The 13,838-nt window shown below is 67.2% G+C and carries 13 protein-coding genes, 2 tRNA genes and 1 pseudogene; 2 read left to right on the top strand and 14 right to left on the bottom strand.

Translation table 11 applies throughout. The annotated features are described in order from the left end of the window. Window positions 1-114: 114 nt before the first annotated feature. From RIL96_RS09410 to RIL96_RS09375, 8 genes and pseudogenes are all read right to left on the bottom strand, one after another. Window positions 115-1,230 carry a UDP-N-acetylmuramate dehydrogenase gene (locus RIL96_RS09410; protein ID WP_310548765.1) on the bottom strand — a complete coding sequence of 372 codons (1,116 nt, stop codon included), beginning with the start codon at window positions 1,228-1,230 and terminating at the stop codon, window positions 115-117. Next, window positions 1,230-2,018 carry an amino acid ABC transporter ATP-binding protein gene (locus RIL96_RS09405; RefSeq protein ID WP_310548764.1) on the bottom strand — a complete coding sequence of 263 codons (789 nt, stop codon included), beginning with the start codon at window positions 2,016-2,018 and terminating at the stop codon, window positions 1,230-1,232. Before RIL96_RS09405 ends, RIL96_RS09410 begins: the two co-directional genes overlap by 1 nt. 9 nt (window positions 2,019-2,027) lie before the next feature. Then, a complete protein-coding gene (locus RIL96_RS09400) occupies window positions 2,028-2,816 on the bottom strand; it encodes an amino acid ABC transporter permease (RefSeq protein ID WP_310548763.1) in 789 nt (262 codons plus the stop codon). 5 nt (window positions 2,817-2,821) lie between these two features. Beyond that, on the bottom strand, window positions 2,822-3,814 hold the full coding sequence (locus RIL96_RS09395; RefSeq protein ID WP_310548762.1) for an ABC transporter substrate-binding protein: 993 nt from the start codon (window positions 3,812-3,814) through the stop codon (window positions 2,822-2,824). Window positions 3,815-4,050: 236 nt separating this feature from the next. Continuing rightward, window positions 4,051-4,491, bottom strand: coding sequence for a MaoC family dehydratase (locus RIL96_RS09390; RefSeq protein ID WP_310548761.1), 441 nt, complete (start codon window positions 4,489-4,491; stop codon window positions 4,051-4,053). 80 nt (window positions 4,492-4,571) lie between these two features. Beyond that, window positions 4,572-5,018: pseudogene (locus tag RIL96_RS09385) on the bottom strand (FAS1-like dehydratase domain-containing protein); the annotation flags it as partial. After that, window positions 5,015-5,266, bottom strand: coding sequence for a hypothetical protein (locus tag RIL96_RS09380; protein ID WP_310548760.1), 252 nt, complete (start codon window positions 5,264-5,266; stop codon window positions 5,015-5,017). The gene RIL96_RS09380 and the pseudogene RIL96_RS09385, both read right to left, overlap by 4 nt. Before the next feature lie 145 nt (window positions 5,267-5,411). Further along, window positions 5,412-5,699 (bottom strand): DUF805 domain-containing protein, encoded by a 288-nt coding sequence (locus tag RIL96_RS09375; protein ID WP_310548759.1) that lies wholly within the window; start codon window positions 5,697-5,699, stop codon window positions 5,412-5,414. A gap of 126 nt (window positions 5,700-5,825) precedes the next feature. Here RIL96_RS09375 and RIL96_RS09370 point away from each other — a divergent pair, with 126 nt between their 5' ends. Beyond that, the gene (locus RIL96_RS09370; RefSeq protein WP_310548758.1) at window positions 5,826-6,194 is read left to right on the top strand and encodes a hypothetical protein; all 369 of its coding nucleotides are present in this window, start codon (window positions 5,826-5,828) and stop codon (window positions 6,192-6,194) included. An 85-nt stretch (window positions 6,195-6,279) separates the two neighbouring features. Here RIL96_RS09370 and RIL96_RS09365 read toward each other — a convergent pair. From RIL96_RS09365 to RIL96_RS09340, 6 genes are all read right to left on the bottom strand, one after another. Beyond that, window positions 6,280-6,353, bottom strand: a tRNA-Met gene (locus tag RIL96_RS09365). A gap of 74 nt (window positions 6,354-6,427) precedes the next feature. After that, window positions 6,428-6,499 (bottom strand) — tRNA-Thr (locus RIL96_RS09360). A gap of 94 nt (window positions 6,500-6,593) precedes the next feature. Next, window positions 6,594-8,564, bottom strand: coding sequence for a DEAD/DEAH box helicase (locus RIL96_RS09355; RefSeq protein WP_310548757.1), 1,971 nt, complete (start codon window positions 8,562-8,564; stop codon window positions 6,594-6,596). A gap of 446 nt (window positions 8,565-9,010) precedes the next feature. Then, window positions 9,011-9,661 carry an MOSC domain-containing protein gene (locus tag RIL96_RS09350; protein WP_310548756.1) on the bottom strand — a complete coding sequence of 217 codons (651 nt, stop codon included), beginning with the start codon at window positions 9,659-9,661 and terminating at the stop codon, window positions 9,011-9,013. A gap of 17 nt (window positions 9,662-9,678) precedes the next feature. Beyond that, complete coding sequence (locus tag RIL96_RS09345; protein ID WP_310548755.1) at window positions 9,679-10,947, bottom strand: cystathionine gamma-synthase; 1,269 nt, start codon at window positions 10,945-10,947, stop codon at window positions 9,679-9,681. A 7-nt stretch (window positions 10,948-10,954) separates the two neighbouring features. Further along, window positions 10,955-12,466 (bottom strand): pyridoxal-phosphate dependent enzyme, encoded by a 1,512-nt coding sequence (locus tag RIL96_RS09340; protein ID WP_310548754.1) that lies wholly within the window; start codon window positions 12,464-12,466, stop codon window positions 10,955-10,957. 179 nt (window positions 12,467-12,645) lie between these two features. On the opposite strand from RIL96_RS09340, the gene RIL96_RS09335 reads away from it, so the two are divergent. Beyond that, a complete protein-coding gene (locus RIL96_RS09335; protein ID WP_310548753.1) occupies window positions 12,646-13,743 on the top strand; it encodes a DNA-3-methyladenine glycosylase family protein in 1,098 nt (365 codons plus the stop codon). The last annotated feature ends 95 nt before the right edge of the window (window positions 13,744-13,838 follow it).

The raw sequence follows: 13,838 nt of genomic DNA, 5'->3' as shown, positions 1-13,838 counted from the left end.
GCCCCGCCCGCGATCGATGTCCGCTTTTCAGTCACCGCAGGAGGTTTCCAGGCCCCGGATGCCGGGTTTCATGACTGAAATATGGACGCCGATCTGCGAGGCCTCGCCCCAGCCTCAGAGGGAGGTGCCGATGAGCACCGGCTCAGGGTGCAGTTCGACGCCGAAGCGGTCGACCACCGCGTCTCGGACCGCCCGAGCCACAGTGAGCAGGTCCTCAGTGGTGGCCTCGCCACGGTTGGTCAGCGCCAGCGTGTGCTTCGTGGACAGGCTGGCGCGGCCGCCGGTGAGCTCGGCGCCGAAGCCCTTCGCGCACCCGGAACGGTCGATCAGCCAGGCGGCCGAGAGCTTCACCAGCGGTGTACCGTCGGAATCGGTCCCCGCAGCGAAGCGCGGTGCACCCTCGGGCAGCTCCGGCAGGTTCTCGGCAGGCAGGATCGGGTTGGTGAAGAACGAGCCGGTGGACCAGGTGTCATGGTCCTCGGCGTCGAGCACCATCCCTTTGCCCGCGCGCAGGGCCAGCACCTTATCCCGCACATCCTGCAGCGGCGCGCGCCGCTGGTCCAGGGCGGCGTCGATGTCCAAGCCCAGAGAGCGGGCAAGTTCGGCATAACGCACCGGAGACGACGGCGTCGATTCACCCCGGTGTTCCAGACGAAACCGTACCGAGAGCACCACATAGTGCGGCGAGCCGTTGATCGTGGTGCGTTTGAGGACAGAATCCCGATAACCGAAGTCCAGGTCATCCGCGCTGAAGACGACGATCCGCCCAGCGGCTCGGTCCCAGACCCGCACATCGACCAGCGTCTGAGACACATCCGCCCCGTAGGCTCCGACGTTCTGCACCGGCGTCGCACCGGCTGCACCGGGGATGCCGGACAACGCCTCCAGCCCGGCGTACCGCCGTTCCACTGACCAGGCCACCACCTGATCCCAGCCATGGCCGGCGGCCACCGTGACCACCACATCCCCGGAGGCCTCATCGGCCGGTTCCTCGGTGATTCCCCCGAAGGCCAGCTGCAGCACTGTGCCCGGGAAACCCGCGTCAGAGACCAGCAGATTGGACCCGCCGCCGAGCACCAGCAGAGTATCCGCACCGGCCGCGCGCTGCTCCGGGGTGGGCAGCGGGTGCTGTCTCAGCACCTCAATGGCCCGGGACTCGGTCTCAGCGACGATCCACTCCCCCGCTGACCCGCCGACACGTGCCGTGGTGTGGTCAGAGAATCGGGGCATCAGTCCTCCAGATCGACGTGCGTGGGGTTGAGCACCCGGCGCAGGAAGTCCTGGGTGCGCGGCTGCTGCGGCTCAGAGATCACCTGGGCGGCAGGGCCCTCCTCGACCACCCGGCCGCGGTCCATGAACACCACCCGATCGGCGACCTCACGGGCGAAGCCCATCTCATGGGTGACCACGAGCATGGTCATCCCGCCCTGGGCGAGATCCCGCATGATGGCCAGGACATCGCCGACCGTTTCGGGATCGAGCGCCGAGGTGGGCTCGTCGAAGAGCATCAGCTTCGGCCGCATGGTCAGCGCCCGGGCGATGGCCACCCGCTGCTGCTGCCCGCCCGAGAGCTGCTCCGGACGTCGCTGGGCGAACTCCTCCAGACCGACGCGCTTCAGCTGGGCCATCGCCTCCTGTTCCGCCGCTGAGCGGGACTGCTTGAGCACCCGCCGCGGAGTGATCGTGCAGTTCTCCAGCATGCTGAGATGCGGGAAGAGGTTGAACTGCTGGAAGACCATGCCGATCTCCCGGCGCATGGCATCGAGGTTCACGTCCGGGTGGGTGGCCTCATGCCCGCCGACGGTGATCATTCCCCGGTTCGGATCCTCCAGGCGGTTCACGCAGCGCAGCAGGGTGGACTTCCCCGAACCGGAGGCGCCGATCAGGCAGACGACCTCGCCAGGTTCGACGCGCATATCGATGCCCTTGAGCACCTCGTTCTCGCCGTAGGCCTTGTGGAGGCCGTCGATCACCACCCCGGCAGGGGCGCGGTCGGGATTCTGTGGAGTCTCAATCACGTCAGGCACTCACTTCTTCACCGAGGTGCGCCGCTCCATGCGGCGAGCCAGCAGGGACAGCGGAACAGTGATAATCAGGTAGCAGGCACCGGCGGCCACCAGAGGGGTCAGCCCTGCCTGGTACATATTGATCCCATCCCGGCCGAATTTGGTGAGCTCCCCGGCACCGGCAGTCAGCCCGACCACGAAGATCAGTGAGGAATCCTTGGTCAGCAGGATCGCCTCATTGGTCAGCGGCGGCATCACGATGCGCAGCGCCTGCGGGATCTGGATGGTGAGCATCGCCCGCCAGGCCGGCATCCCGAGCGCCCGTGCCGCCTCCATCTGCCCCTTCGGCACCGCCTGCAGCCCGGCGCGCAGCGTCTCTGCGATATAGGCGCTGGCCACCAGGCCCAAGGCCGAGCCGGCGATCTGCAGGGAGGTGAGGTTCCACCCGAAGGCGATGGCGACACCGAAACCGAGCGCGAGGAACACCAGGATCGCCGGAATACCGCGGAAGAACTCGATATAGGCAGTCGCCAACCAGCGGTAGACCGGGAAGCTCGACAGCTTCATCAGCGCCAGCACCATGCCGCCAACCAGCCCGAGGACGAAGCCGACGGCAGTGTACTGGACGGTGTTGACCAGCCCGACGGTGAGGATCTCCGGGAACATCGGCGCCACGGCGGCGATGTCGAAGAAGTTCTCCCCGATCGAGCCCCAGTCGATGATCACGGCGAGCGCGATCACCACGGCCAGGAAGATTCCGGCCTGGATCCCCAGGCTCAGCCGCGCACGGTCACGGGTCGTCATGGCCATCGGGATCAGCTGTCGCCTTCGTCCTCGTCGGAGTCTTCAGCAGCGTCGTCCTCGTCATCGGCGTCGTTGTCGCCGTCCTCGTCACCGGAGTCGTCGCCTTCATCCTCGCCTTCATCCGGAGTCTCGCCGTCGCCGAACCACTGCTCTTCGATGTCGTCCATATAACCGCTGGCGTCCATCTCCGCGAGGATCTCGTCGACTGCGTCGATGAGATCCTGGTTATCCGACTGCGCGGCGATGCCGAGCTGTTCGCCGGTGTCGATCTCCTCGTCGAAGCCGAAGTCCTCGTTCTCCCCGGCCTGGTAACCCAGAATCGAGATATTGCCGATGGCGGCATCCACCTGACCGGATTCCAGCCCCTGCAGCAGCAGGCCCGAGTCCGGGTACTCGCGGGTCTCGAAGCCCTCGGAGGTGGCGTATTCATCACCGGTGGTGTCAGCCTGGACGCCGACGGTCACTCCGTCGAGATCGTCGAGTCCGCTGATCTCGCTGTCCACCGGGGACATCAGAGCCAGGTTGTCGTCGAGGTAAGGCTCGGAGAAGAGCATGTTGCCCGCCCGCTCCTCGGTGATGGTCATCCCGGAGATCGCCAGGTCGCAGGACTCGGAGTTCAGCGCCACACCGGACTGGATGCCCTCGAACCCGGTCTGCACCACCTCCAGCTCCACTCCGAGCACATCGGCGATGCCCTGGGCGATGTCGACGTCGAAGCCGACGACGTCGCCGTCCTCGTCGAAATACTCGAAAGGCGGGTAGGGCACATCGGAACAGACCTGCAGAGTGCCCTCGGTGATGAGTTCGAGGCTCTCCGAGTCGATGTCGACGTCGAGGTCAGCTTCGACCTGCGCTTCCGCCTCGGCCTCTCCCTCGCCCGGCTGATCCGAATCCTCCCCGTCCCCGCCGCAGGCGGTCAGCGCCAGCGCGCCGATCGAGGCGATGCCGAGGGCCTTGGCCCAGGGGGTGATGACGCGCTCATCGGCGTCAGCGTGTAGCTTCATGGGATTTCCCCTCATCCGTGGTGGAGTGCTGCGACGGCTCGGTGCGGCAGCCGCACGGCACGCGCCCGCCTCAGCACGGGCCGGAGCTGTGTCCGGTCCCGTCTGCCTCTGCCCAGACCTATGCCGCCGGGAATCCGCGCGGCCGGGTCCGTGCAGGTGACATGCGTGCGGGGCGCAGTCCGTGAGGAGAGTATACGCCGGGCGGGGCCGGGGATCCGGCACCTGCCGACGCGGCGTCAGAGGCGGACGACCGCCTGGGATTTCGCCAGGACCTTCGTCTCCCCCACGGCCACTGTGAGGTCGATCCGAACTGTTCCGGCCTCGGCGTCGACAGCGCCGACCTTCCCGGTGACCGCCACCGTGGCCGTAGGGGTCTCCGGGCTGCCTTCCTCCGGGTCCGGCACCGGCACGGGACGGGTGAACCGGGCCTGATAGTCCACGACGGCGCCGGGGTCGCCAGCCCATTCGGTGACCAGATCCACGGCAAGTCCCATGGTCAGCATCCCGTGGGCGATCACCCCGTCCAGGCCGACTTCCCGGGCAAAACGTTCGTTCCAGTGGATGGGGTTGTGATCCCCGGAGGCAGCGGCGTAACGGATCAGGTCCGCGCGTGAGAGGGCGATCTCCCGGGCGCCGATCCCCTGGCCCTTCTCCAGTGCAGTGATGTCGACGCTCATGACTGGGCCCCCTCGGTCTCGTCCTTCTGCTCAGGCTGCTCAGCTGAGCTGCCGGCCTGATCGTCGGCGTCGTCCTCATCCTCATCTTCAGCACGCACCAGCAGAGAAGACAGCACGGTGCTGCGCGCCGCCCCGCCCTCGGTGGTGACCTCGACCCGGGTGGAGACCATCGCGCCGGCGCCCATGACGCGGACGCGGTCCAGAGTCGCCGTGGCGATGAGGACGTCACCGGCGAGGATCGGGCTGTGGTGGGTGAACCGTTCATCGGCGTGCACCACTCGCGAGAAGTCGATCCCGACCTCAGGGTCCTCGACGATGGCCGCCTCGGCCCGCTGAGCGATGCGCACGGCAAACGTCGGTGGAGCGACCAGATCACCGTGGCCCAGTTCGCGGGCGGCGGCGACGTCGTGGTGAACACGGTGCGGGGACTTCACCGCGGTGGCGAACTCACGGATCGCCTCGCGGCTGACGTGGTAGGGCGCGGTGGGCGGGTACTGGTGACCTTCCCGCGCGGTGGAGATGCTCACGATGCACTGCCTTTCCGATTCTGGAGGTTCCGCTTCGCGTCCCGCATCCGGATCCCTGTGCCGATCAGATGGAGCAGCAGGCCAGCACCGAGAACAGCGATGGGCACTGCAGGCACTGAGCTTCCGCCGCCGGCGAGGTGGATGACGACCATGATCACACCGAGGAAGGTGAGCCCAAAAGCAAGCAGCACTGTGACGCGGTAGGCCGTCGAGCCGCGGGACCACGGATCGAGCGGCGGAGTGCTCATGACAGACAGTTCCTGTTCGTGGTGGCTGGGGGCTCGGTGCCGGGTGCTGGACCAGCTCAGCGCGGGACCCGGGTGGGATCACCACGGTACCCCAGGTGCTGCGCAGAGCGGCGGTTCACACGGCGGGGAACCGTCCCGGAGGGGATCAGTCGCCGCGGATGTCATCCCATTCGAAGCAGCGCATATGCGGACGTGACGGCAGCAGGAGCATGATGAGCAGACCGATCCACCCGAGAACCGGGATGAGACCGACGAGGATCCCGGCCGAGCTCATCCCGGCGTCGTGGAGCCGACGTGCGGCCAGGCTGAGAAAGAGCACGAGTCCGGCTATCCAGATCAGCAGGCCCAGGATGGAGCGGATGGTGATCAAGGAGGCCCGGGGTGTCGTGGCAATTTTCTCTCCCTCGATGGTCGGTTCAGGCGACCCCTCCATCGAGGGAGAGAACCTGGTCAGGATTTTCGGCGAGTCGCAGCAACTTTCTCTCCCTCGATGGGTGGGGTAGGAGCCAAGGGTATGGACATGCACGCAGGACAGGGCCCGCTCAGTAGACTGCGCGATATGAACATCACTGATGGATGGGCAGCCGTCACCCGGGAGGACAGGGAACGAGTCGGGCATCTTGAGCCACTGACTGAGGACTACAGCAGCGTCCAGCCGCGCACACTGCTCGGCCATACGCTTGGTGAACCTTGCGACTACATCGACGGCGAGGACCGACTGATCGAGCACGGCATCTCCGAGCTTGCTGAGAGGTGGACCCTCGACGCAGACACAGATACCGCAGTGGAGAACCTGACGATTGTCAAGCTCTCTCCCCACGGCATCGTTCTCGTTGACTACTTCAGTGCCAAAGCAGTTGATGCCCATGAAAGGCGCTCCATCACCATCGAGTGGCCGGACCTCGCCCATCGCCTCACAGTGACCTGACGCAGGACGCCAGACCGGCGGCGTGAGATACGCAAAGAGCCCCGGGCCGAACAATCCGGGGGTCTTTGCGTGCTATTTCTGCTTGTAGCGGTGGCGGGGCTCGATCCCGCGACCTCACGATTATGAGTCGTGCGCTCTAACCAGCTGAGCTACACCGCCCCAGAACGAGGAACGCCCGCGCCGTGCAGGGGCATCACCATCAGATGCTCTGCGCTGCGCGGGCCCTCATTCAGAGCCCCAACCGGGAATCGATCCCGGGACCTTCACCTTACCAAGATGACGCTCTACCACTGAGCTATTGGGGCAACGAGCAGATACTCTACCAGCCGCCTCCACAGGCTGAGAAATCAGCCTTCAGAGACCTCGATCACGCTCGCCATCACGCCGTACGCCCTGTTCTCAGCGCCCGAAACGGTCCGACCCGCGACGCGGCCCACGGCCTTTGCCACCGTCGTACTTTCCGCCCTGACGTGACCCCTCACGCGGACCACCCTTGCGGTGCCCACGAGGGCGCTCACCACGACCGCCACGGTCATCCCGGTCTCCTCGACCACCGCGGGAACGGTGCCCCTCGCCGGTGCCGTGCGGGCCGGTGTCACGCTCCAGACGGATGAGCTCGCCGCCGATGCGGGTCTTCGACAGCGCCTCCCACTGATCCTGGCTCAGGTGCTCAGGCAGCTCCACCAGCGAATGCGTATTGCGGATGTCGATACTGCCGATCTGCCGAGAGTTGAGCCCCGCCTCGTTCGCGATCGCTCCGACGATGTGCCCGGGGTTCACCCGGTCACGGCGACCCAAGGCGATCTTGTACATCGCATTGCCCTCACCGGGTTCACGCACCGGCGAGGAACCGCCGCGCTCACCGAAGCGACCGCGCCCACCGGAACGTCCCTCAGAACCGCCGCGGCGCTCCCCGCGCTCCTCCTCCAGAGACCGTTCAGCCTGCCGGACGAGCTCATCGGGGCCGGAATCATCGAGCAGCAGCGGACGGCCGTCCTGGGTCATCGACACCAGAGCGGCGGCGACCTCCTCGGCGGGGACGTCGTGCTCGCTGACGTAGGAAGACACCAGATCGCGGTAGTCCTCCAAATCCTCCGAGGCCAGAGTCTGGGTGATCCGCTCCGAGAAGCGCTGCATCCGCGAAGCGTTGACGTCGGAGACCGTCGGCATCGGCATCTGCTCGACCTTCTGCCGCGTCGCCTTCTCGATCGCGCGCAGCAGCCGCTTCTCCCGGGGCGTGACGAACAGCACCGCCTCACCCGAACGCCCGGCGCGGCCGGTACGGCCGATCCGGTGCACATAGGACTCGGTATCCACCGGAATGTCGTAGTTGAACACGTGGCTGATCCGCTCCACGTCCAGCCCACGGGCGGCCACATCAGTGGCCACCAGCACATCCACCCGACCCTCACGCAGGTTCTCCACCGTCTTCTCACGCAGGTTCTGCGGGATGTCACCGTTGATGGCGGCCGCGCGGAATCCACGCGCCGAGAGCCGGTTGGCCACCTCCTCAGTGGCAGCACGGGTCCGCACGAAGACGATGGCGGCATCGTGCGCCTCAGTCTCCATGATGCGGGTCAGCGCCTCGAGCTTCGAGGAGTGACGGACCTGCACGCAGCGCTGACGGATCGTCGAGGAGGTGGTCGTCTTCGCCTTGACCGAGACCTCCACCGGCTCGTTCAGGTACTGCGCCGAGATCCGGCGGATCGCCTGAGGCATCGTCGCCGAGAACAGGGCCACCTGCTTGCGGTCCGGCGTCTGCTGGAGGATCTGGTCCACCTCTTCAGCGAAGCCCATGCGCAGCATCTCATCGGCCTCGTCGAGCACCAGATGACGGATCTCTGAGAGGTCCAACGAGCCGCGGGAAAGGTGGTCGATCACACGCCCCGGAGTTCCGACGACCACGTGAGCGCCCCGGCGCAGACCCGCCAGCTGGGGCCCGTAGGGAGCCCCACCGTAGATGGGCAGCACGGACAGACCCTCGATCTCAGCGGCGTAGGTGGTGAACGCCTCGGCGACCTGCAGCGCCAGCTCACGGGTCGGGGCCAGCACCAGAGTCTGCGGGGCGGTACCGAGTTCCCCGGCTTCGACGGTACGGGCCAAGTGGGTCAGAGCCGGCAGGGCGAACGCCGCCGTCTTCCCCGTCCCCGTCTGAGCCAGACCCACGACGTCACGCCCGTCGGAGAGCAGCGGAATGGTCTGCGCCTGGATCGGTGACGGGGTCTCATAGCCGAGCCGCTCGACGACGGCGAGAATTCGGGGGTCGAGGTCCAGATCAGTGAAGCGAGGACCCTGGTCCTGCTGGGCCTCCGCCGTCTCGGCCTGCGGGGCCGAGGTCTCAGAAAGCTCAGCGTCAGTGGGCGTGGTCATAAGAAGACTCCTTCAGTCGTCTCACGCGACCTGGCGAGTCCCCCTCCGCCCTATGCACCGGTGCGTCAACCACCGCAGTCCGATCACGCCGAATGATCGGCGCGGACATGGACAGGGCAGGGTGCTCCGGCTCTGGGCTGGGCGGAGTCCGCACGCTGGGGCGTCGCGGACGGTACGGGGGACTCTCGGTCGCTGTCTGATTCCGGAGTCGACCCGAAGGGACACACAACACGCCTCGACAGGGAGTGCGGATACTCGGCGACGAGCACCCGCGATCACCTGGAGTTAGCAGGAGAAGTCGGGATCATCCGGAGGATGCCCGATCAGTCTACGGCATCAATTCATCATGCGCACGGCGATTCATGCTGTTAGAGACACGCATCACTAAGGCGGGCCACCGGTTCAGGCACAGACAAGGGCTCGGCAAGTCGGCTCGGCAGCCGCCCTCACCGCAGAGTAGAGGCCGCGATCTCCCCGACGGAAGGCCCGGCGACCTCGGCCACGGAGACGATCTCGACCTCGTCGGCCGGTGCTACCGGCCCCGGGGTGATGACCTTCAGATACGCCCCGGGTCTGCCCGCCTCGAGGAACCAGCGGACCCAGCGGTCCTGGTTCATCCAACGGCCGAAGGTCGCGCACGGGATCCGCGGACGGGTCACCTCCAGCACCAGCCGCTCCCCGATCCTCCACCGCTCCCCCGGCACAGCACCGCTGACATCGACACCCGTCAGACGCAGGTTCTCACCGAATCGCCCCGCGGGGATCGGGGTGCCGAGCTGTTCGGACCACCACTGAGCGTCCTCCTCGGCATAGACATAGACGGCCTTGTCCTCGCCACCGTGATGCTCCCGGTCAGCCTGGATGTCCCCGTGCAATCCCAGTCGGCGGACCTTCACCGGCCCGTCCACCGGACGCTTATCAATGGCGGTGACCCCCACGGTGCCCGCGGAGTCATCCACCAGCTGGTGCACGAGGCAGACCGCCTCCACGCGGCCGCGGAGGCCCCACCGCTGCGCCGCGGAGAGGTGGCAGGCCGAGGAGGTCTCAGCGGCCTGCACCGTGCCGTGTGGGATACCCTGCGCGGTGGTCTCAGACATGGTCCGCTCCTCGGTGCTCAGAGGCCGGCGAGTGCGTCGTCGATGTCATCGATGAGGTCGCGGACATCCTCGATCCCCACGGACAGGCGCAGCAGATTCTCCGGGACGGCGAGCTCCGTGCCCTGCACGGAGGCGTGGGTCATCTCATGCGGGAAGTTCATCAGCGACTCGATGCCGCCGAGCGACTCCGCAAGCTGGAAGAGCTTAGTCCCCTCTGCCACCTTCCGGGCGGCAGGTTCTCCCCCGGCCAGCTGGACCGAGACCATGCCGCCGAAGCCGCTCATCTGCCGCTTGGCGAGCTCGTGGCCCGGGTGATCGGCAAGCCCGGGGTACAGGACCCGCTCCACAGCCGGATGATCGACCAGATGCGCGGCGATCGCCTCGGCGTTGCGGCAGTGCCGATCCATCCGCACCGCCAGGGTCTTCAATCCGCGGGTGGCCAGATAGGCATCCAACGGGCCGGAGATCGCGCCGACGGCGAACTGCTGGAACCCGATCTTCTCTGCCAGGTCAGCGTCATCGACGATGGCCGCCCCGCCGACGACGTCGGAGTGCCCACCGATGTACTTCGTCGTCGAATGCACCACCACGTCCGCACCCAGCGCCAAGGGCTGCTGCAGATACGGGGTGGCGAACGTGTTGTCGACCACCAGCAGTGCGTCAGTGCTGCGGGCGATCTTCGCCAGCGCCTCGATGTCCGTGATCGCCATCAGCGGGTTCGACGGGGTCTCCACCCACAGCACTGCGGCCTCCGGGGCGCTCATCGCCTCGGCGACGCGATCTACGTCTGAGAGGTCCATCGGGGTGGCCTCGATTCCCCAGGCACCGTGGATGCGGCTGATCAGCCGATACGTGCCCCCGTAGGCGTCATTGCCCATCACGATCCGCTGTCCGGGCCGCATCACCGCACGGATCACGGCGTCCTCGGCGGCCAGTCCGGATCCGAAGGAGAAGGCGTAGGAACCTCCCTCAGCGGCGGCGAGCTGGACCTGCAGGGAGGTGCGGGTCGGGTTGGCCGAACGGCCGTACTCATAACCGTTGCGCAGCCCGCCGATCCCGTCCTGTGCGTAGGTGGAGGACAGGTGCAGCGGCGGGACCACCGCACCGGTGGTGGGGTCGAACTCCTGGCCGGCATGCACGGCGGCGGTGGCGAAGCCCCGCGGGCGGCGTCCCGGAGCCTCGGCGCCCGCGGCGCCCGCGGGGGAAGCTGTGGGGCCCGAAGCCGTGTGGCCAGTCGCGTGGTCAGCAGTGTGACCGGTGGTGGGATCAGTAGTGGGATCAGTCATCGTTGTCTCAGGACTCCTTCGTGGAGAGATGCGCGAGCAGGTCATGACGGGTCAGCACCCCGATGATCTCGCCGGCACGGGTGACCAGCAGCGTGGGGCGGCGCCTCAGCTTCTCCAACACCTCGGCAACGGTCTCTGTGGCACCGACGAGGGGCAGGTCACCGTCAAGGTGCGCGGAGACGGGGTCCTCCACCCCGGCGGCACCGGTGATCAGCGATTCGCTGAGTCGGGTGAGGTCGACGATGCCGTGAACCTCACCGATCCGGGCGCTGAGCCCGGCCCGATCGATCACCGGCACGATGTCCACCCCGTAGCGGTTCATCACCGACACCGCTTCCCGCAGCGTCGTGGTCCGGGAGATGGAGACCACCTCGGGGAGCACCGCACCGAGCAGATCCCGTTTGGCCGTCAACAGGCTCTCCGCCGTCGGCCCAGCATCTGCGCATGACTCCCCAGACGGCGTGGCCCCGGCGACCAGCCCTTCCACCACCGCCCGGGATACCTCCTCAGTGCTGGAGACGGTCACCTCGGTACCGGAGGTGCCACCGAGCACATCACCGAAGCCGTGTTCGGTCATCCACTCATCGTTGAAGATCTTGCCCAGGTATCCGCGTCCGGAGTCCGGCAGCACCGCGACGACGACGTCGTCCTCCCCCAGGCGTGCGGCCACGCGCAGCGCAGCGACCACAGCGGTGCCGGAGGAACCCCCGACCAGCAGCCCCTCCTCTGTGGCCAGGCGCCTGGCCATACCGAAGGACTCAGCATCGGTGACACGTTCGTAGCGGTCCGGCACCTCAGGGTCATAGTTGTCGACCATGATGTCTTCTCCGACACCTTCGACGAAGTAGGGCCGCGCCTGAGCTCCGGAGTAGATCGACCCGTCCGGATCAGCGACGACGATCTCCACCGGCCCGGCGTCCCGGTCCCGGGAGACGTCTTTGAGATAGCGGCCCGTGCCGGTCACCGTTCCCCCGGTGCCCGCACCGACCACCAGGTGGGTCACCCGCCCTTCCGTGTCCTCCCAGATCTCCGGGCCGGTCGACTCATAGTGCGAGGCCGGCGCTGCCGGATGGGAGAACTGATCCGGCTTATATCCGCCCGCGATCTCTGCGGCGAGCTGATCCGAGATCCCGTAATAGGACAGCGGTGAGTCCGGTGAGACGCCCGTGGGCCCGACGACGACGTCGGCGCCGTAGGCCCGCAGGACGTCACGCTTCTCCCGGGCGACCTTGGGCACGGTGACGAACACGGAGCGGTAGCCCTTCTGCTGGGCGACCATGGCCAAGCCCACACCGGTGTTGCCGGAGGTCGGCTCCACGACGGTCCCGCCGGGGCGCAGCTCTCCGCTGCGCTCAGCCTCCTCCAGCATCTTCAGCGCGATGCGGTCTTTGATGGAGCCGCCCGGATTGAGGTACTCGAGCTTCACCAGCACGGTGGCGGAGATCCCCTCGGTGACACGGTTGAGCTTGACCAGAGGCGTGTGGCCGATGAGATCCAGGACGGAGGACGCGTAACGCATGCCTACAGCCTATCCAGCGGCCCTGACATCACCACCCGCCGGGGCCACGATGAGGACGCACGGCGCAATCTCACACCCGGCACGCGGTCGGCTGACGCCCCACTCATACCCCACTCATACCGGGGAAGGAGGTGCGTCGCAGCCGGAGCATGTCAGAGCCGGGTGGTTGGATGGGCGGCATGACGATCTCGGTCCACGCCCCGTCGGCCGCTGCTCCGGAGCACGGCCCGGCGAGGAGCACAGCGGCCGTCCACGCTGAGACCGTCGTCTCCCTGGACTCACCGGTGGATCTGGGCCTGACGCTGGGGCCTCTGCCGCGTGGCCGGGGAGATCCTGCTCTGCGCATCGATGCCTCCGGTGCGGGGGCGTGGATCTGCCGCCGAGCTGCCGCGACAGGGCTCACCTCCGACCCTGGCGCTGCTGCTTCCGGGGGCCAGGACAATGACAATGGAACAGCACGCCAGGCCGTGACGCTGCGCTGCGATCAGCTCACCGACCACGACGTGCGCGTGCGCGCCTGGGCTGAGAGCACAGAGGCGGCCGAGCAGGCACTGCGGGAAGCGCCCGGCATCTTAGGCGCGAACGATGACTGGAGCAGTTTCGATGACCTGCTGCACCAGGCCGATGACCCCATCTCTGCGGCGCTGCGCCGGGTCCGCCGTCGGCACCCCGGACTGCGGCTGCCCGCGGCGGGCCAGCTCACCGAACAACTGGTCACCGTGGTGCTGGAGCAGAAAGTCACGCATGACCAGGCACGCAGCTGTTGGCGGCAGCTGCTGCGCACCTACGGCGAGCAGCCTCCGGGGCCGGCCCCGGAGGGCATGCGTGTACCGCCGACGCCGAAGGGGCTGCGCGGGATTCCCTCGTGGCAGTGGCACCGGCTGTGGGTACAGCCTCCTCTGGCACGCACCCTGCTCCAGATTGCCTCTCGTGGGTCAGCGCTGAGACGGCTGGAACGCACGCCGGCACGCACTGAGGATGTGGCCGATCTTGCCCTCCGGCTCAGGCAGCTGCCGGGGATCGGTCCGTGGACGGCGGCAGAGACGCTGCAGCGCACTCATGGCGCCGCTGATCTGGTGAGTGTGGGTGATTATCACCTGGCGCACGTCGTCGGGGAAGCACTCACCGGCCGCCGGACTGATGACGCCGGTATGCTGCGACTGCTGGAGCCGTGGTCCGGGCACCGCCAGCGGGTGGTGCGGCTCATCGGACTCAGCGGGTTCCGACCTACTCGGTACGGACCGAAGCTCGCACCGGAGGATCATCGCCGTAGGTGAGACTCCCCCCACCACAGAGCGTCACGGCCGGTGACGGACCCTAGTGGCGTGTCTCGTAAATAGTTAGGCCGTCCAGGGGTAGAATGGAGTATGTC

This window comes from Nesterenkonia aerolata, from assembly GCF_031470965.1.
Taxonomy (GTDB): domain Bacteria; phylum Actinomycetota; class Actinomycetes; order Actinomycetales; family Micrococcaceae; genus Nesterenkonia; species Nesterenkonia aerolata.
The sequence above is the reverse complement of the archived record's forward strand: the minus strand, read 5'-3'. Positions and strand labels throughout refer to the sequence as shown.